This window comes from Enterobacter sp. Y17 (genome assembly GCF_019730495.1).
Taxonomy (GTDB): domain Bacteria; phylum Pseudomonadota; class Gammaproteobacteria; order Enterobacterales; family Enterobacteriaceae; genus Enterobacter; species Enterobacter asburiae_B.
Genome location: NZ_JAASKP010000001.1, coordinates 1,406,293 through 1,425,139 on the forward strand (window position 1 = coordinate 1,406,293; position 18,847 = coordinate 1,425,139).

At 55.0% G+C, this 18,847-nt stretch carries 17 protein-coding genes; 8 read left to right on the forward strand and 9 right to left on the reverse strand.

Going from position 1 to position 18,847, the window contains the following annotated elements:
• Positions 1-98: 98 nt before the first annotated feature.
• The gene (gene uspF, locus HCH49_RS06485) at positions 99-533 is read left to right on the forward strand and encodes a universal stress protein UspF (RefSeq protein WP_023292544.1); all 435 of its coding nucleotides are present in this window, start codon (positions 99-101) and stop codon (positions 531-533) included.
• Positions 534-634: 101 nt separating this feature from the next.
• On the opposite strand, the gene HCH49_RS06490 is transcribed toward uspF, so the two are convergent.
• Positions 635-3,217 (reverse strand): EAL domain-containing protein, encoded by a 2,583-nt coding sequence (locus tag HCH49_RS06490; RefSeq protein ID WP_221702421.1) that lies wholly within the window; start codon positions 3,215-3,217, stop codon positions 635-637.
• Between the two features lie 319 nt (positions 3,218-3,536).
• A complete protein-coding gene (dcp, locus tag HCH49_RS06495) occupies positions 3,537-5,570 on the reverse strand; it encodes a peptidyl-dipeptidase Dcp (RefSeq protein WP_221702422.1) in 2,034 nt (677 codons plus the stop codon).
• A gap of 142 nt (positions 5,571-5,712) precedes the next feature.
• Here dcp and ydfG point away from each other — a divergent pair, with 142 nt between their 5' ends.
• Both ydfG and HCH49_RS06505 read left to right on the forward strand, forming a co-directional pair.
• Positions 5,713-6,459 (forward strand): bifunctional NADP-dependent 3-hydroxy acid dehydrogenase/3-hydroxypropionate dehydrogenase YdfG, encoded by a 747-nt coding sequence (gene ydfG / locus HCH49_RS06500; protein WP_023292548.1) that lies wholly within the window; start codon positions 5,713-5,715, stop codon positions 6,457-6,459.
• Between the two features lie 91 nt (positions 6,460-6,550).
• Positions 6,551-7,237, forward strand: coding sequence for a GntR family transcriptional regulator (locus HCH49_RS06505; RefSeq protein WP_023311557.1), 687 nt, complete (start codon positions 6,551-6,553; stop codon positions 7,235-7,237).
• Positions 7,238-7,270: 33 nt separating this feature from the next.
• Here the strand turns inward: HCH49_RS06505 and HCH49_RS06510 are convergent, their stop codons facing one another.
• Complete coding sequence (locus HCH49_RS06510; RefSeq protein WP_033145406.1) at positions 7,271-7,702, reverse strand: universal stress protein; 432 nt, start codon at positions 7,700-7,702, stop codon at positions 7,271-7,273.
• Between the two features lie 288 nt (positions 7,703-7,990).
• On the opposite strand from HCH49_RS06510, the gene ydfZ reads away from it, so the two are divergent.
• Positions 7,991-8,194, forward strand: a complete 204-nt coding sequence (ydfZ, locus tag HCH49_RS06515) for a putative selenium delivery protein YdfZ (protein WP_014883679.1) — start codon at positions 7,991-7,993, stop codon at positions 8,192-8,194.
• Positions 8,195-8,237: 43 nt separating this feature from the next.
• Here the strand turns inward: ydfZ and HCH49_RS06520 are convergent, their stop codons facing one another.
• The 5 genes from HCH49_RS06520 to HCH49_RS06540 all read right to left on the reverse strand — a co-directional run bounded on the left by HCH49_RS06520 (position 8,238) and on the right by HCH49_RS06540 (position 14,047).
• The gene (locus tag HCH49_RS06520; protein WP_221702423.1) at positions 8,238-9,701 is read right to left on the reverse strand and encodes a mannitol dehydrogenase family protein; all 1,464 of its coding nucleotides are present in this window, start codon (positions 9,699-9,701) and stop codon (positions 8,238-8,240) included.
• A 219-nt stretch (positions 9,702-9,920) separates the two neighbouring features.
• Positions 9,921-11,288 (reverse strand): MFS transporter, encoded by a 1,368-nt coding sequence (locus tag HCH49_RS06525; RefSeq protein ID WP_221702424.1) that lies wholly within the window; start codon positions 11,286-11,288, stop codon positions 9,921-9,923.
• A 73-nt stretch (positions 11,289-11,361) separates the two neighbouring features.
• Positions 11,362-12,381 (reverse strand): Zn-dependent oxidoreductase, encoded by a 1,020-nt coding sequence (locus HCH49_RS06530; protein ID WP_112778390.1) that lies wholly within the window; start codon positions 12,379-12,381, stop codon positions 11,362-11,364.
• Positions 12,382-12,395: 14 nt separating this feature from the next.
• The gene (manD, locus tag HCH49_RS06535) at positions 12,396-13,610 is read right to left on the reverse strand and encodes a D-mannonate dehydratase ManD (RefSeq protein WP_221702425.1); all 1,215 of its coding nucleotides are present in this window, start codon (positions 13,608-13,610) and stop codon (positions 12,396-12,398) included.
• Positions 13,611-13,720: 110 nt separating this feature from the next.
• Positions 13,721-14,047, reverse strand: a complete 327-nt coding sequence (locus tag HCH49_RS06540; protein WP_221702426.1) for a YnfA family protein — start codon at positions 14,045-14,047, stop codon at positions 13,721-13,723.
• 152 nt (positions 14,048-14,199) lie between these two features.
• Between HCH49_RS06540 and HCH49_RS06545 the strand changes: the two genes are divergently transcribed.
• Positions 14,200-14,538, forward strand: coding sequence for a DUF1283 family protein (locus tag HCH49_RS06545; RefSeq protein WP_023311550.1), 339 nt, complete (start codon positions 14,200-14,202; stop codon positions 14,536-14,538).
• On the forward strand, positions 14,538-15,098 hold the full coding sequence (gene speG, locus HCH49_RS06550; protein WP_023311549.1) for a spermidine N1-acetyltransferase: 561 nt from the start codon (positions 14,538-14,540) through the stop codon (positions 15,096-15,098). Before HCH49_RS06545 ends, speG begins: the two co-directional genes overlap by 1 nt.
• Before the next feature lie 17 nt (positions 15,099-15,115).
• On the opposite strand, the gene HCH49_RS06555 is transcribed toward speG, so the two are convergent.
• A complete protein-coding gene (locus HCH49_RS06555) occupies positions 15,116-15,826 on the reverse strand; it encodes a YnfC family lipoprotein (protein WP_033145401.1) in 711 nt (236 codons plus the stop codon).
• Between the two features lie 104 nt (positions 15,827-15,930).
• Here HCH49_RS06555 and HCH49_RS06560 point away from each other — a divergent pair, with 104 nt between their 5' ends.
• A complete protein-coding gene (locus HCH49_RS06560) occupies positions 15,931-16,197 on the forward strand; it encodes a DUF1161 domain-containing protein (protein ID WP_029739394.1) in 267 nt (88 codons plus the stop codon).
• Positions 16,198-16,328: 131 nt separating this feature from the next.
• The gene (gene ynfE, locus HCH49_RS06565; protein WP_221702427.1) at positions 16,329-18,767 is read left to right on the forward strand and encodes a selenate/tellurate reductase subunit YnfE; all 2,439 of its coding nucleotides are present in this window, start codon (positions 16,329-16,331) and stop codon (positions 18,765-18,767) included.
• Positions 18,768-18,847 lie beyond the last annotated feature (80 nt).

Here is an 18,847-nt window from a genome sequence, read left to right on the forward strand (position 1 = left end):
CATAACCGAAATTTGTCCCCGTTATGACAGCTTGCTCTCTGTTTTCCTGAAATTAACGGTCTACCCTGAATTGTGTGAAAAACACTCAGGAGGGACAAATGTATAATTCAATTTTGGTTCCAATTGACATTTCGGAGGATAGCCTGACGCACATGGTTATCCCCTTCGTTCAGGCACATACAGCACTTAACACAGCTAAAGTTCACTTTCTTACCGTCATTCCATCGCTTCCGTATTATTCATCATTAGGTTTGGCCTATTCGGTTGAAATGCCGAAGCTGAAAGAGTTCCAGCACGCGGCCTTAGCGAAGCTGGATGAAATCGTTAAGCAATTCAAAATTCCTCCAGACAAGATACAGACTCACGCCGTGACGGGCTCTCCAAAGGATCAAATCCTTAAGCTCGCTGACACGATCGATGCCGACCTGATTATCATCGCTTCCCACAAACCTGACATATCGACGTATCTGTTGGGTTCGAACGCTGCGGCAGTGGTTCGGCATGCGAAATGCCCTGTCCTGGTCGTAAGATAGAAAGCGGCGTTTACGCTCGTGGATACGAACGGATAGCGGATAATAAAAACCGGGCGAGAAGCCCGGTTTTTCATTTACGCTTTCCTGAGTGAAAACGCGATTTAGAGATTTACTCTGTTGGCGTTTAAATTTAAGTCCGCAATGGCGGCCGGTTTTCCAAGCAGGTAGCCCTGAACTTCATCACATTTATTTTTTTTCAGAAAAGACAGCTGTTCGACGGTCTCCACCCCTTCTGCGGTTACCGCCATGGAATAGGCTTTTCCCAGGTCGATAATTTTCTCCACGACTGACTGGTTCTGCGGCGAGTCACCGAGGGTAAAAATAAAGCTCTTGTCGAGCTTAAGCCCGTCAAACTGAAACTTCCGCAGATAGCTCAGAGAGGCATAGCCGGTACCGAAATCGTCAATCAGAATGCGGACGCCCATTCTTTTGAGAGACTTCATGGTCTGCAAGGTTTTTTCCGGGTCGGAAAGCGTAACGTTTTCAGTGACTTCAATTTCCAGCCGGTTGGATTCAAGCCCCGTTTCGTGAAGGATCTCTTTTATTCTTTCGGCAAGATCGCTTGCCTGGAATTCGATAGCAGAAATATTGACGGAGACCGATAATCCCGGCAATTTGTCTTTCGTCTCCGTACAGGCTTTGCGTATGACCCAGTTACTCAGGCTAATAATCAGCCCGGTTTCTTCTGCCAGCGGGATAAACTGATCGGGCATTATGGTCCCCCGAGCCGGGTGCTGCCAGCGTACCAGCGCTTCGACGGCCTCAATTTTAGAATACCGGAGGTTATAACGCGGCTGGTAAACCAGGTAGAGCTGTTCTTCGCGAATCGCGGTCTTGAGTTCTAATTCCAGTTTCCTGCGTTCGGTCAACTTTTCCGACATATCCGGGCGATAATAGACCCATCGGTTTCTGCCGGATTGTTTCGCCTGATACAGCGCAATATCCGCGTAGCGTAGAAGATCGTTTGCGCTGCTGCTATCCCGGGGAGCCAGCGCAATGCCCATGCTTACGCCTATCGCCACATCATTGCCCTCAATGGCGAAAGGACGGTTAAGTTCTTGCACGATACGACGACACACCTCCTCAATCTGGTCTTGCTGGCTGGTGTTGCCGAGGAGCAGCATAAATTCATCCCCTCCCTGCCGTGCGACAAAATCACCCCGACGAACGCAGTTTTTAAGACGTGAAGCGACCTCGCCAAGCAGGGCATCGCCGGTGGAGTGCCCGAAAATATCATTGACGGGCTTAAACTTGTCTAAATCAAGGCAAATCATGGCAAAGGGATAATGGTTAAGGTCTTCTTTCGCCAACTGGCCAGCCAGGAATTCCTTAATATGATACCGGTTCGGCAGACCGGTTAATTCATCATGGCGTGACAGGAACTCCACGCGTTTTGTTGCTTCTACTTCCTGAGAGACGTCGGTTGCCGCGCCTCGCAACACCACCGTTCCATCAGGCTGAGCAGAAAACTTTGCCAGAAGCGTGCAATATGACGTGGTTTTTTGCGCGTGAGTATAAGGACAGTTTTTAAATTCAAAGCGTTCGGTTAAATCCCGCTGCCCGGCGCAGTCATGTGATAATTCGCCTGTCGCCGGAAAGAGTTCATCCAACCTGCGGCCTATCCATTTGCTATTTTCATATCCCGTTATTGTAGAGAAACGACCCGATAGCCACGTTATCCTTAACGATAAATCTGTTTCCCAGAACCAGTCGCTGGTTGTTTCACTGACGTCCCGGAATCGTTTTTCACTCGTAATAAGATTCAACCGCGCCTGCTCAAGGAGAAACGTATTTTCGTCAAGCATTCTCGCCTTGTGCATAATATGGCGCATTAATATCACCGTCATCGATACCGTCAGAACGACGGAAAGAATGAGCAATGGCAAAAAATAAATTATTAACGCCTGGCCGGGATTTTCACCGTCCCAGATAATTTGCACATCCCCATTTTGGGTGCTTAATGTAAATTCCGTCTGATTCTTTATTTGAGAAGTGGCTGTATCAGGTGAAGTACGAACGTTCTGGATGCCGTCATCCTGCCCAATCGTGAGGATTTTTTTAGCCGTTAACTTGTCTATAAACACCATTGTCGACGGTTTTCCGGGCATGGTTTGCACGCTCGCATCATCGCCCGTCGTTATCCATTGCGCAGAAACAATGGCCGGCACGGAATCGATAAGCGCTAGCACAGAAACCGGCACTCCCTTTTTTATACTCAACTCATGGAGTAAACGGTCTTTGGTTGATTTGTCTAACCAGCGCTCCAGCTCCTGAAGCTTCAGCTTCCCGTCAACCACGCTGTATCGCGTACTCCCTTCTGGAGAGAGAACAAACACCCCTTCGTAGCCAAAGTTGTCATACAGGGACTTACCCAGGTTCTGTTTATCCCACGCCCAGTGAACGTCATTGTTCAGATGAAGATGTTTGTAGGCATCTCCCCACTCGGCATTATCTTTCAAATGACTTCGCATGCTCTCCTGGCGGGTCTCCAGGGCTTTCCTTAACAAAAATTCATCGTGCTTGTCGCTGATTTCATTCACATTATCTTTTATTATTAGCAGGGAAATTATTGCCGCAATAAAAATACTTATCAACAACGTTACAATATAGGTAAAGGTTTTATTTATCAGGCCTTTAGAAGGCTCGGTATCCGTGAAGCCCGGATTGTTCAGAGGTAGGGTCATCTTTCGCCTTCTTAACTGCTACTACGTCGATTTTTATGCCACTTTCATTTATCGGCAAAAAATAACAAAAATTTATAGCTAAAAACCCGAAGCTAAAGGTTTTTATTTTTACAATCCAGAACAAACTATTAACCATTAATTCATTTAAAGCCTAATCTTGGCTAATTAAATATACTGTTCGAAGTAAGTTTTAATCTCACCTGTTTTATTTATAAAGAAAACATATTAAAATTGTTTTTGCAGAAGACGTTACAAGCATGTTGGAGCCTATAAAAAAACCGGGCGTAAAGCCCGGTTCTTTTTTCTGACGAGACTGGCTCTATTCGCTCAACCCGCGATTTTCCAGCATCGGTTCAATCTTCGGATCGTGCCCGCGCCATTGCCGATAAAGTTCTGCCAGATCCGTGCTGTTACCACGGGACAAAATCGCCTCGCGGAATTTTTGTCCGTTTTCACGAGTCAGACCGCCCTGTTCGACAAACCACTGATAGCCATCGTCCGCCAGCATTTGCGTCCACAGGTAGGCGTAATATCCCGCCGCGTAGCCGCCGCCGAAAATATGGGCAAAATAGCTGCTGCGATAGCGCGGCGGTACGGCGGGCAGATCCAGCCCCTCTTTTTTCAGTGCTGCCGCTTCAAACGCGTCTACGCTCGAAACGGCTTCGCTAATCCCGTGCCAGTTCATGTCCAGCAGCGCGGCAGCCAGCAGCTCCGTCATGTCATAACCCTTGTTGAAATGGGTCGCGTTGAGCATGCTTTCCCGCAGCGCGTCCGGCATCGGTTCACCGGTTTCGTAATGGCGGGCGTAGTGGGTAAATACCTGTGGATGGCTGGCCCAGTGTTCGTTGATCTGCGACGGGAATTCAACGAAATCGCGCGGCGTATTGGTCCCGGAGAGCGTGGCGAAACGCTGGCTGGCAAACAGACCGTGCAGCGTATGGCCAAACTCGTGGAACAGGGTGATCACGTCATCCCAGGAGAGAAGCGCGACGCCGCCGTTAGCCGGTTTTTGGTAATTACAGACGTTGTAGATCGCCGGACGGGCAGCAAGCTCGAAGGATTGCTCGACGAAATTCCCCATCCAGGCCCCGCCCTGCTTGGAATCGCGGGCAAAGAAGTCGCCGTAAAATAGCGCCATGCCCTCACCGGTGTGGTCGAAAATTTCCCAGACGCGGACGTCCGGGTGATACACCGGAATATCGAAGCGCTCCACAAAGCGGATGCCAAACAGCTGGCTTGCGGCCCAGAATACGCCGTCGTGCAAAACGGTATTGAGCGCAAAATAGGGTTTGATTTGCGATTCATCGAGGGCATATTTTGCCTGACGCACGCGCTCGGCATAAAAGGCCCAGTCCCAGGCCTGCACGGTGAAACCGCGCTGCTCGTCATCAATCACTTTCTGAATATCGGCCTGCTCGCGCTCTGCCCGGGCGCGGGCGGCGGGCACAATGCCGCGCATAAATTCCAGCGCGGCGTCCGGGGTTTTCGCCATCTGGTCGGCGATACTCCAGCTGGCGTAATCGTCAAATCCCAGCAGGCGGGCCTGCCGGGCGCGCAGCGCCGTAAGGCGGAGGATCAGCTCGCGAGTGTCGTTTTCATCCCCTTTCTGGGTGCGCGTCCAGCCTGCGTTGAACAGATTTTCACGGGTCTGACGATTGCGCAGCGCGGAAAGCGCGGGCTGCTGAGTTGTGTTCAGAAGCGGGATCAGCCAGCGGTCGTTTAACCCTCGATCCGCGGCAGCCTGCGCCGCGTCGGCGATCTCGCTGGCGCTGAGCCCGTCAAGCTGGTGCGCGTAATCCACCACCAGCCCACCCGTTTTATCGGCAGCCAGCAGACGCTGATTGAACTGGCTGGTCAGGGTCGCCGCCTCGGTATTCAGCGCCTTCAGCTCGGCTTTTTCCGTTTCATTGAGACGCGCGCCGGCCAGAATAAACCGCTGATACGTCTCCTCGACCAGCCGGCGGGATTCGGCGTCCAGCGCGGCACGGTCCTGCCAGACGCTCTCCACGCGGGCGAAAAGGGTGTCATTCAGCCAGATGTCGTTTGCCAGCGCGGCAAGCTCGGTGGAGAACTGCTCCTCAAGCTCCTGCAGATACGCATTGGTGTGTGCGGAGGTCATAGCGAAGAACACGCTGCTGACGCGCGAGAGCAAAGCGCCGCTTTTCTCCAGCGCCAGCACGGTGTTGGTGAAGTCCGGCGCAGCGGTTTGGGACACAATGGCGTCTACGTCCGCCCGCTTCTGGCGAAGCGCTTCATCAAAGGCCGGGCGATAGTGATCGTCGGTGATTTCATCAAAATGGGGGGCCTGGTAAGGCAGCAGGCTGATGTCAAAAAAGGGGTTCGTGGCCGTCATCTTTCGCTCCTGAGTACGGGTATCCTCCCAGAGTAGGCCAGGCCGCCATCCCCTGCAACGCCGTCATACAAATGTTGCCTTAACGCACCCTCTGCGGCCGTGCTATGTTAGTACAACACAAAAAGCGTTGAGGAACAGTGAGATGATTATTTTAGTTACCGGGGCAACGGCAGGTTTTGGTGAAAGCATCACGCGTCGCTTCGTCGCCAACGGGCACAAGGTTATTGCCACGGGCCGTCGTCAGGAGCGCCTGCAGGAGCTGAAGGACGAATTAGGCGACAGCATCCTGACCGCGCAGCTGGACGTGCGTAACCGCGCGGCCATTGAAGAGATGATTGCCAACCTGCCCGCCGAGTGGCGCGCCATCGACGTTCTGGTCAACAATGCCGGTCTGGCGCTGGGCATGGAGCCCGCCCACAAAGCCAGCGTTGAAGACTGGGAAAACATGATCGACACCAACAACAAAGGGCTGGTCTATATGACCCGCGCGGTGCTGCCTGGCATGGTCGAGCGCAACCGCGGCCACATTATCAACATTGGCTCCACCGCCGGAAGCTGGCCTTACGCGGGCGGCAACGTCTATGGCGCAACGAAGGCGTTTGTGCGCCAGTTCAGCCTTAACCTGCGTACCGACCTGCACGGCACCGCCATTCGCGTTACCGATATCGAGCCGGGCCTGGTGGGCGGCACCGAGTTTTCCAACGTGCGTTTCAAAGGCGATGACGCGAAAGCGGATAAAACCTACGAAAATGCTAACGCGCTGACGCCGGAAGATGTGACCGAAACGGTCTGGTGGGTGGCAACGCTGCCAAAACACGTCAACATCAATACCGTGGAAATGATGCCCGTCAGCCAGAGTTTTGCCGGACTTAGCGTCCATCGTGGCTAACTCTGCCCTTCCCGGCCTGCGGGCCGGGTCTGTTTCGGGTTATAAAAGAATGGTAGTATGTTCAGGCTAACTCTCTGAGAAATGACAACTCATGGCCGCTGAATCGCAACTCAATCCCACCCAGCCCGTTAACCAGCAAATCTATCGCATTTTGCGACGTGATATTGTCCATTGCCTGATCCCACCGGGAACGCCGCTTTCTGAAAAAGAGGTGTCCGTGCGTTTTGACGTTTCCCGTCAGCCGGTACGTGAAGCGTTTATTAAGCTTGCTGAAAACGGACTAATTCAGATCCGCCCGCAGCGCGGCAGCTACGTGAACAAAATTTCACTCTCTCAGGTACGCAACGGCTGTTTCGTTCGCCAGGCCATTGAATGCGCGGTGGCGCGCCGCGCCGCAACGCTTATCAACGACAACCAGTGTTACCAGCTGGAGCAGAACCTGCACCAGCAGCGTATTGCGATTGACCGTAAGCAGCTCAATGATTTCTTCCAGCTTGACGATGAATTCCACCAGAAGCTGGCGCAAATCGCGGATTGTCAGCTGGCCTGGGACACCATCGAGAACATCAAGGCCACCATTGACCGCGTGCGCTATATGAGCCTCGATCACGTCTCCCCGCCGGAAATGCTGCTCCGACAGCATCATGATATTTTCAGCGCGCTGGAAAAACGCGACCCGGACGGTGTGGAAAAAGCGATGACGCTGCATCTGCAGGAAATTAGCGAATCCGTGCAGCTTATTCGTCAGGAAAATAGCGAGTGGTTTAGCGAAGAGTAATATGCGCCGCCCCTTTCGGGTGCGGCGAGGTGATTAGCGAACGACTAACACCGGGATCGTAGCGTAGCGCAGAATAGATTCCGCATTTGAACCCAGCAGATGCGTGGAGATGCTCGGATTTTTCGACCCGATGACAATCGCATCATATTTCCCCTCCTTGCTCAGCTTGATAATTTCATCCCGGACGTTGCCAAAACGCACCATGCTGTGAATATTTTCAGGGGCAATATCGAACAGTCTTTTTAACTCGTTCATTTTCTTCCCGGATTCTGCGGTCATATACTCTTCAAACTTTTTTATATCGGCGTTGAAACCGCGCAGCAGAGACCGGCTGCTGGCAGGCAGAATATTGACCAGGGTAATCGACGCGCCCTCAGCCTTCGCAAGGCTTGCCGCGTGGCGAACCGCTTTGTCGCTCAAATCCATTTCAAACACGTCTACAGGCATCAAAATGTTCTTATACATAAGCCTGACTCCTTATTCCAATGAAAGGGTTATTTCCTGCACACAGGATGACATCCGGAATATAAACCAACCCTCAACGCTTCCCTGTCGAAACTATCAATTAATGAAAATAACGGTCCACTTTGTAAATTACCGTCCTGAACCGTCAGCGCTCGACGAAATAAAGAAAAAAGTGTGAGTTTGATCAAAAACAAAAACATGAAGCGCGGACAGGCGTATTTATATGCCCCGTGAACGGCATAACCCGAAATAGCACCGTAACGAACAGGTTAGAGAGGAGAAAATACCATGATGACATACGACCGTAACCGCAATGCAATCACCACCGGCAGCCGCGTCATGATTAGCGGCACGGGCAAAACTGGCGTGATTAAAGCGATCCACAGCGACGGGCTGGATGCCGCGCAGGTGCGCCGCAGCAAAACGGTTGAAGTGGAAGGATGCGAAGGTAAGTTCGAGCCGATTGAGCTGATTCGCCTGGGAATGCACTAAGCTGTGCGCAGACATGCCGCCGCGCGCGGCGGCATGTGCTGAACTACCGTTGAGACGCGTACTGCGCGACGGTCGCTTTCGCGCCTTTTTGCAGCAACGACCGGTACGCGGCCATCACCGCAGCCACAAAGCGCGGCTCCTTCGGTAACTCGTTACCAAAGATGGCCTCAATGCCGAGCAGCGCATTGACCCGGCTTTCGCCTTCCGCACTTCCGTTCACCGCCGCCTGAATCACCGCCAGCTGTGGATCGCTCACGTCAATGGCGTTACCCTGCTCGTCCACGCCGCCGACATAACGCATCCAGCCAGCCACCCCCAGCGCCAGCAGCGGGAAAGGGGTCTGGTGCACCAGGTGCCAGCGCACGGAGTCCAGCATACGCTGCGGGAGCTTCTGGCTGCCGTCCATCGCGATTTGCCATGTCCTGTGGCGCAGAGCCGGGTTGCTGTAGCGGGCAATCAGGAGATCGGCATAGCGACCTAAATCAACGCCCTTCACTTTCAGCGTGGGCGCCTGCTCGTTAAGCATCAGCGCACGCGCGGCGAAGCGGTAGTTCTCATCTTCCATACAGTCGTTGATATGCGGGTAACCGGCCAGATAGCCCAGGTACGCCAGGAAGGAGTGGCTGCCGTTGAGCATGCGCAGCTTCATCTCTTCAAACGGGATCACGTCTGACACCAGCTCGGCTCCGGCTTTTTCCCACTCGGGACGTCCTGCCACAAAGTTATCCTCGATCACCCACTGGCGGAACGGTTCACAGGCGACTGCCGCCGGGTCACGCACGCCGGTCAGCTGTTCGATTTTATCCAGCGTATCGGGCGTGACCGCCGGCACGATGCGATCCACCATGGTTGACGGGAAGGTGACGTTAGCCTCGATCCAGTCCGCCAGCTCGCCGTCTACCGCCCGGGCGTACGCGCAGGTCACATTGCGCATCACGTGGCCGTTCTCCGGCATGTTGTCGCAGGACATCACGCTAAACGCGGGCAGACCCGCCGCTTTGCGACGCGCCAGCGCCTCCACCACCACGCCCGGCGCGGATTTCGGCTGGTGCGGGTTTTGCAGGTCGGCGACGATAAACGGGTGATCGAGCATCAGTTGTCCTGTCGCCGGTGAATGGCAGTACCCTTTCTCGGTGATGGTCAGCGAGACAATCGCCACCTGCGGTTCGCACATCGCCGCCAGCACGCTTTCCAGCCCGTCAACCTGCGCATGCAGCGCTTTTTTAACCACGCCAACCACGCGGGATGTCCATGCGTCGGCAGACATCTCCGCCACGGTGTAGAGGTTATCCTGCGCCTTCAGATCGGCAATCTGCTGCTCGCCGCCAATCAGGTTAACCTCACAGTAGCCCCAGTCGCTGCCGTGCCCGGCGGCGAGGATGTCGGCGTATACCGCCTGGTGCGCCCGGTGAAAGGCGCCAAAACCCAGATGAACAATCCGTGGTTGAAGGCTGTCGCGATCGTACTGAGGCAGCGTCGCGTTGGCCTGTAATAAGGTGTTTTCCATGATTAAGACTCGTTAATTTGAAAGCCGTGGACCGCTGCCGCTCCTCTGAAGCGGCAGCGCCTGCTGACTACACCAACTAGAATGGCAGTTGGGGTAAAAAAATAACTGCCATCAACCATACTGATACTGCCGTTTGATATTTTGATTTATATTAACTTTTGCTCATGTGGTGTGACATAAAGATAAAGTTATGTGACAGGTCACGTAAGTTATAAACCATTAGCGTCGCGAGGAGACCGCGCCGTAACCCACGCTCTCTTCTGGCGCGGACTCCGCTGCGTCTTGCGCCGCGCTCAAATCACGGTCGCGCACTTCCGGCATCAGGAATGCCGAGACCAGCCCAATCACGGAATAGGCCACCAGCATGGCGACAATCGGCCACCAGGAGCCGGTCATGTTGCAGAAGATCCCCGCCAGTACCGGACCAAAGCCCACCGCCACCAAACCGCCCGCCTCTTTCGAGATAGCCATGCGGGTAAAGCGATTTCGCGAGCCAAACATCTCCGCCATGGTGATATTTTCCAGCGCAAACAGCCCCAGCACGGCGAAGTTATGGATAACGATGATGGAGAGCATAATCGTCCCCGGCGCATAGCTCTTATCGACGATGATCGACAGCATTGGGTAGGCGAGAAGAATGGCGGAGATATTGAGGATAATGTACGGCAGACGGCGCCCTACTTTATCGGAAAGCCAGCCCAGCAGCGGAATGGAGATAAACCCTAGAATGGAGCTTATCATCAGCGCATCGGTCGGGATGGCTTTATCGAACAGCAGCGTCTGGACCAGATACCCGGCGAGGAACGTCTGGATCAGCCCCGAGTTGCCCGCCTGACCGAAACGCAGCCCGGTCGCAAGCCAGAAGGATTTACTTTTCACCATTGAACCCAGCGAGGTGTCCGGCTGTACGGTTTGGGCATCGTTCACTTTCTCAAAGACCGGGCTCTCTTTCAGGTTCATTCGCAGCCAGATGGCGAAAATCATCACCACGACGCTGGCGAGGAACGGCACGCGCCAGCCCCAGGCAATTAGCTCTTCACGGTCGAGGGCAAAGAACATCACCGCCCAGATCGCCGTTGCGCTCAGCGTCCCGCAGTTAGTGCCCATCGCCACCAGCGAGGAGATAATGCCGCGTTTGCCTTTCGGCGCGTACTCCGCCAGCATGGTCCCGGCCCCGGAGATCTCAGCCCCGGCCCCCAGGCCCTGGATGATACGCAGCGTCACCAGCAGAACGGGAGCAAAAATCCCGATCTGCGCGTAGGTCGGCAGGACGCCAATCAGCGTGGTGCAGATCCCCATCATGGTGATGGTGATAAACAGCACCTTCTTACGACCAATGCTGTCGCCCATCCTTCCAAAGATAAAAGCGCCGACAATGCGTGCGATATAGCCTGCGCCGTAGGTCCCCATCGCGAGGATCAGCGCCATCGCGGCTGACTGTTCCGGGAAGAAGATCTCGTGAAAGACCAGGGCAGCCCCCAGCGAGTAAAGCTGAAAGTCCATAAACTCCAGGGCGGTGCCCAGCCAGCCGGAAACGGCGGCTTTCACCAGATCGGAGGTGGTTCTTTGAGGTTGTGCTTGCGTCATAATGGCTATCTCTGAAGGGTAAGATGCGTACCACACAGAGCCTGTCTGCGCAGGCTCTTAACCGCGTAAAGGATTATTGCCCGAACGTGAGCAAGACTTTGCAGCACTGCCGCTGGTCTTTCTCAAACAGTTCAATGGCGTCTGTTACATGGTGATAGTCAAAGGCATGAGTGATCAGTTTTTCCGGGTCGATCAGCCCTTTTTTCAGCCAGTCGATGACGACCGGGAATTTGTTGGCATTGAGGCGCGAGGAGAAGATCGCCAGCTCTTTGCCGGTGATGCCCTGCTGGACAATCTGGCTCGGCTCGCTGGAGAACCCCATCAGCACGATACGCGCCGCCGGAGAGGCCAGGGTAATCGCCTCCTGCAATATCGACGGATGACAGGCGGCATCAATGATTAACGTCGGTTTGATCCCCCTTTCGTCCAGCGCGGCCTGTAGCGACTGCTCGCCGTTATTCAACACCCAGTCCGCGCCGCTGCGCTGGGCCATTTTCAGGCGTTCGTCTATGCGATCAACCACGATAACCTGCTTCACCTTATAGACGCCCTTCAGCGCCTGCACGGTGACCAGCCCCATCGGCCCTGCGCCGTAAACCAGCGCGACGTCCTGCTCGATGGGGTTGGCCTGCCCCGTCACGTTGGCGGCGATGGTGAAAGGCTCCACCATGACGGCGTGTTTATCAGGAATGTCATCCGGAATAGGCCAGGCATTTTTAGCGGGTACCGCCGCGTATTCACTGAAGCCCCCGTCGCGGTGTACGCCCAGCACCACCAGCGAGGTGCAGACGTTCGGTTTTCCGACGGAACACGGATAGCAATGTCCGCAGCTGATCACCGGATCGACCGAGACGCGCTGGCCCAGACGGGCACTGTCGACACCCTCGCCTACGGCGTCAATCACGCCAAAAAACTCGTGGCCGATCGTGCGTGGATATTTCGCAAACGGGTTATGGCCGCGATAGATGTGGCTGTCCGAGCCGCAGATCCCCGCCAGCGTGATTTTGACGCGAACTTCACCTGCACCTGGCGCCGGGAGTGGCCGCTCTTCAATCACCAGTTCGTTCGGCTGTTGAATCACTACGCTTTTCATCGTTCGCTCCTCATTTACCAGTTCCACAGCGTGCCGTCCTCAAGACGGGCCACCGGCAGATAGGCCGGATCGTACGGGTATTTCGCCGCCAGCTTTTCATCAAACTCGATGCCCAGCCCCGGCCTGTCGCCCGGATGCATATAGCCGTTATCAAAACGCCAGCTGTGCGGGAAGACTTCCAGCATCTGTTCGGAATAGCCCATATATTCCTGGACGCCAAAGTTTGGCACCCACAGGTCGAAATGCAGCGCGGCGGCGTGGCATACCGGCGAGAGATCCGACGGGCCGTGCGAGCCGGTTCGCACCTGATAGAGCGAGGCGAAGTCCGCGATGCGACGCATCCCGGTGATCCCGCCCGCGTGGGTAATGGTGGTGCGGATATAGTCGATGAGCTGCTCTTCGATGAGCTGCTTGCAGTCCCAGATGCTGTTAAACACTTCGCCCACGGCAATTGGCGTGACGGTGTGCTGGCGAATGAGGCGGAAGCAGGCCTGGTTTTCCGCAGGCGTTGGATCTTCCATCCAGAACATGCGGAATTCTTCAATGCTCTTGCCGAAGCGCGCCGCTTCGATTGGCGTCAGGCGGTGGTGCATGTCATGCAGAAGATGTTCATTGAAGCCGAATTTACTGCGCACCGCGTCGAACAGCTTCGGTGTGAAATCGAGGTATTTTTCGGTGGACCAGAGCTGCTCTTCCGGCCAGTCGCCTTTGGTCGCAGGCTCGTAGGCCTGCCCCTTCCCTTTGGCCATGCCGTAGGTGGTTTTCATACCCGGCACCCCGCACTGCACGCGGATCGCCTTAAAGCCCATCTCTTTATGGCGGGCGTAGTCTTCCAGCACGTCGTCAATGGTGTGGCCGGTCGTGTGGCAATAGACCATCACCCCTTCGCGGGATGCGCCGCCCAGCAGCTGGTAGAGCGGCATGTTGGCCGCTTTGGCTTTGATGTCCCACAGCGCCATGTCCACGGCGGAGATGGCCGACATGGTGACCGGGCCGCGACGCCAGTAGGCGCCCTTATAGAAGAACTGCCAGATGTCTTCGATGCGGTGCGCATCGCGGCCAATCAGCTGCGGGCAGAGATGGTCTTTCAGGTAGGAAGCCACGGAGAGTTCACGCCCGTTTAGCGTAGCGTCACCGAGGCCGACAATCCCCTCGTCGGTGGTGATTTTAAGGGTGACAAAGTTCCGCCCCGGGCAGGTAACAAACACGTCAGCCGCGACAATCTTCATAATTCCTTTCCTTACATCATTCGTTGTGATGCTGGAAACTTACCCACTAACCAGACTACCATACAAGTATAATGATCATAAAATCCGCTAACGATCACAAAACCGGGGCCTCAGGCCCGCCCCCATCCCGCCACAATAATCAGCATTCCGCACAGGGCAATCAGCGCGCCGGCCCAGTCGTACGCGCTGAGCCTGACGCCGTCCACCACGCGTAGCCACAGCAGCGCGGTACAGACATAGACACCACCGTAAGCGGCGTAGACGCGGCCGCTCGCGGCCGGATGCAGCGTTAACAGCCAGACAAACAGAGCCAGCGCGATGCTTGCCGGGATGAGAAGCAGTACGGATCCCTCCTTCTTCAGCCAGAGCCAGGGCAGGAAGCAGCCGATGATTTCGCATAGCGCGGTGGCAAAAAAAAGCAGCGTCGTTTTGAGCATATTTCACGTCAGGTGAGGATTTATTTAGACATCATACCTGATGATATCCTTTACTTTCCCATACTTGCACCGCGGGTATGACGTCTTTTCGCTTTGGTGTAGAATCTGTTCAGGGTAACTTGATTATCTGCACCCGTTTAAAAGGAAACGCTATGACCACATTAAGCAAACGCCTTTGTCTGACAGCCCTGCTGGCGCTGTCATCGTTCGCCTTTGCCGCCTCTGCGACAGCGGAAACCAGCAAGCTCATTATTGAGTCTGGTGACAGCGCGCAAAGCCGCCAGAACGCCGCCATGGACAAAGAACAATGGAATGACACCCGCAGCCTTCGCCACAAGGTCAACAAACGTGCTGAGAAAGAGTGGGATAAAGAAGATGTCGCTTTTGACGCGCGCGATAAGTGTCAGCAAAGTGCAAACGTCAACGCCTACTGGGAGCCAAACACCCTGCGCTGCCTGGATCGCCGCACTGGCCGCACGGTAGCCCCGTAATGTCGGCGCCCTGCGACGTTAAGCTTCGCCCGCTGGAGCGTGAAGACCTGCGCTTCGTCCACCAGCTGGACAATAACGCCAGCGTAATGCGCTACTGGTTCGAAGAGCCGTACGAGGCCTTTGTTGAGCTGTCCGATCTCTACGATAAGCACATTCACGATCAGAGTGAACGTCGTTTTGTGGTGGAGTGTGAAGGCGAAAAAGCCGGTCTTGTGGAGCTGGTTGAAATCAACCATGTTCACCGTCGGGCGGAGTTTCAGATCATTATTTCCCCTGAGCATCAGGGAAAAGGCCTTGCCTCACGGGCAGCGAAGCTGGCGATGGATTACGGGTTCAACGTTCTGAATCTCTACAAGCTCTATCTGATTGTGGATAAAGAGAACGAGAAAGCGATCCATATCTACCGCAAGCTGGGCTTTATGGTGGAAGGCGAGCTGATTCACGAGTTCTTTATCAACGGCGAATACCGCAATACCATTCGCATGTGCATCTTCCAGCATCAGCATCTGGCCGGGCACAAGCCGTCAGGCGCCAGCCTGCTGAAACCGACCGCGCAGTAATCTGCGCGGTTTTATTCTCAGTAGTATTCAATCGTGTTTTTGATGGTGTATTTGTGCTCAACGGCAGGTTTGACGCTATCGTCCGTGATCGTCAGGTCGCAGCTCACCGGATTATTGTGTCGATCGTAGTCGCAGCTCTGCTTCACGTTGCCCAGCGGCTTGTCATTCAACATGCTCACTGCCGAGTAATCCATTCTTTTGCGAACGTCTTTAGACGGCGTCGACTGGACGGACAGGTGCTGATCCCCCGAGACGGTGGTTTTGCCCAGCGGGTAGCCATCCGCATCGTAACGATACTTCACTTCCATCTCTTTGCCGTGCGCCGCCACCACAAAACCGTTGTCGTCGGTATCCCACGTTATCCCGGCTGACGGCAGTTCGGCCAGCTGGCATTTCCCCTGCAGCTTCACTTTTCGCTGCTGGGTTTCCGCATCAAGGTAGTAATTGGCATCCAGCACCAGCGCCACGCCGGTATTGGCCTCCAGGTCGTGCAGTTCCAGGGTATCGAAACACCCTTCCGCCGACACGGTGCCGGTCACCCGTTTGGACACTTCGCCCTTCTCGTTGAGCAGCGTCTGGGTGAAGTCTTTCACCGGGCCGCGCAGCGGATCAAAATCAAATTCGTTCGAGAAACTCGCCATCTCGGGCGTAAACGACAGCGGCGCGGAGCTGTTGTCGCACCCCACCAGTGTTGCTGCCAGTAGCGTTATCGCTGCGTATTTCTTCACATTTATTACCGTACAGGGAGATTATTCCCAATCATATTAGCAAATACAGTTGTTTACACGAAGCCTGCTAAAATTAATCTCTACACAGAGAAAAGGAGCTACAGATGAAACGGTTACCCTGGATTACCGCCCTGCTGTTAATGAGTGCCTCAACGGCCGCGCTGGCGGCACCGGATTCCTGCGAGCGCGTGAAAAGCGACATTCAGCAGAAAATTATCAACAACGGCGTGCCTGAATCAGGTTTTACGCTGAGCATTGTGCCGAACGATCAGGCTGACCAGGCGGGCACGCAGGTGGTAGGCCACTGCGCCAACGACACCTTTAAAATTTTGTACACCCGCACAGGCAACGGGGCTGCTGAAGCGCAGTAATTTACCCTCAATCCCCTTTGATTTGATGAGGATTAAGATTTAATACCCCCAAATCAGTAACACTCACCCCATCATTAGCCCGGTTATCATTTCGGGAAAAATAATACGTAATTATAATGATGGGGTGAGCCATGTCCGATACTGAACATCACGGCGGAATTAGCCGTCGAACTCTCGTGAAATCTACGGCAATAGGTTCTCTGGCGCTGGCCGCCGGCGGGATCTCGCTTCCTTTCGGCTTAAAAAGCGCCGCCGCGGCGGTGAAGAACGCCGTCCAGCCTTCTGGAGATAAAGTGGTGTGGGGCGCCTGCTCGGTCAACTGCGGCAGCCGCTGCGCGCTGCGTCTGCACGTCCGCGACGACGAAGTGTACTGGGTCGAAACCGATAACACCGGCGAGGATATTTACGGTAACCATCAGGTGCGCGCCTGCCTGCGCGGACGTTCAATTCGCCGTCGGATCAATCATCCTGACCGTCTCAACTACCCGATGAAACGCGTGGGCAAACGCGGTGAAGGCAAGTTCGAGCGCATCACATGGGATGAAGCGCTGGACGCCATCACCGCCAGCCTTAAAAACGTGGTCAGCAAATACGGCAACGAAGCGGTGTATATCAACTACTCCTCCGGGATTGTCGGCGGCAATATCACCCGCTCCTCCCCTTACGCTTCGCTGGTGGCGCGCCTGATGAACTGCTACGGCGGTTTCCTGAGCCACTACGGCACCTACAGCACGGCGCAAATTGCCTGCGCGATGCCCTACACCTACGGCAGCAACGATGGCAACAGCACCTCGGATATTGAAAACAGCAAACTGGTGGTGATGTTCGGCAATAACCCGGCGGAAACCCGCATGAGCGGCGGTGGGATCACCTATTATCTGGAGCAGGCCCGCGAGCGATCCAATGCGCGCATGATCGTCATCGACCCGCGCTATACCGATACGGCAGCCGGACGCGAAGATGAATGGATCCCGATCCGTCCGGGTACCGATGCCGCGCTGGTGGCGGGAATCGCGTGGGTATTGATCGACGAAAACCTGGTCGACCAGCCGTTTCTGGATAAATACTGCGTGGGCTATGACGAAAAAACGCTGCCGGAAGGCGCGCCCGCTAACGGCCACTACAAAGCGTACATTCTCGGCCAGGGCGATGACCGCACGGCGAAAACGCCGGAGTGGGCCTCACGCATCACAGGCATTCCTGCGGATCGCATCATCAAGCTTGCTCGTGAAATCGGCTCCGCGAAACCGGCCTATATCTGCCAGGGGTGGGGACCACAGCGCCAGGCGAACGGCGAGCTGACGTCGCGCGCCATCGCCATGCTGCCGATCCTCACCGGAAACGTAGGAATCAACGGCGGTAACAGCGGCGCGCGCGAGTCGACCTACACCATTACCATCGAACGTATGCCGATACCGGATAACCCGGTCAAAACGCAAATCTCCTGCTTCAGCTGGACGGACGCCATCGCCCGCGGGCCGGAGATGACCGCCTTACGCGACGGCGTGCGTGGTAAGGATAAGCTGGACGTGCCGATTAAGTTCATCTGGAACTATGCGGGCAACACCATCATCAACCAGCACTCTGATATCAATAAAACTCACGAGATCCTACAGGATGAAAGCAAGTGCGAAATGATTGTCGTCATCGACAACTTCATAACCTCGTCAGCGAAGTACGCCGATATCGTGTTGCCGGACCTGATGACCGTCGAGCAGGAAGATATCATTCCTAACGATTACGCCGGTAACATGGGCTACCTGATTTTCCTCCAGCCCGTGACCGCGCCGAAGTTCGAGCGTAAGCCGATCTACTGGATGATGAGCGAAGTGGCAAAACGCCTCGGTCCGGACATCCATCAGAAATTCACCGAAGGACGTACGCAGGAACAGTGGCTGCAGTTCCTGTATGCCAAAATGCTCGAGAAAGACCCTAAGCTTCCGTCCTATGACGAGCTGAAAAAAATGGGCATTTATAAGCGTAAAGATCCGAACGGACACTTTGTGGCCTATAAAAAATTCCGCGAGAACCCGGAAGCCCATCCGCTGAAAACGCCATCGGGCAAGATTGAGATTTACTCCAGCAAGCTGGCGGAGATTGCGGCTACCTGGGAGCTGGCAAAAGATGAGACCATCAGCCCTCTGCCCGTCTACGCGTCGACCTTTGACGGCTGGGATGCGCCCGAGCGCGCGCAGTTCCCGCTGCAGCTGTTTGGCTTTCACTTCAAAGCCCGTACCCACTCGAGCTACGGTAACGTCGACGTGCTGAAAGCAGCCTGTCGCCAGGAGGTGTGGCTTAATCCTGTCGATGCTGCAAAACGCGGCATCAAGAACGGCGATACGGTGCGAGTATTTAACGATCGCGGCGAGGTGCGAATTGAAGCGAAAGTCACGCCGCGCATCATGCCCGGCGTGAGCGCCATGGGCCAGGGAGCGTGGCATGATGCCAATATGAATGGCGATCGTATCGATCACGGCTCATGCATCAACACGCTGACGACCCATCGACCTTCTCCGCTGGCAAAAGGCAACCCGCAGCACACCAATCTGGTGCAGATTGAGAAGGTATAGAGGGTGAAACGCGAGACCCTGGTTTATTCTGTGGTCAGTATTATCGGTTAACACAGTCGCGCGGGCGTCATCCGCGCGAG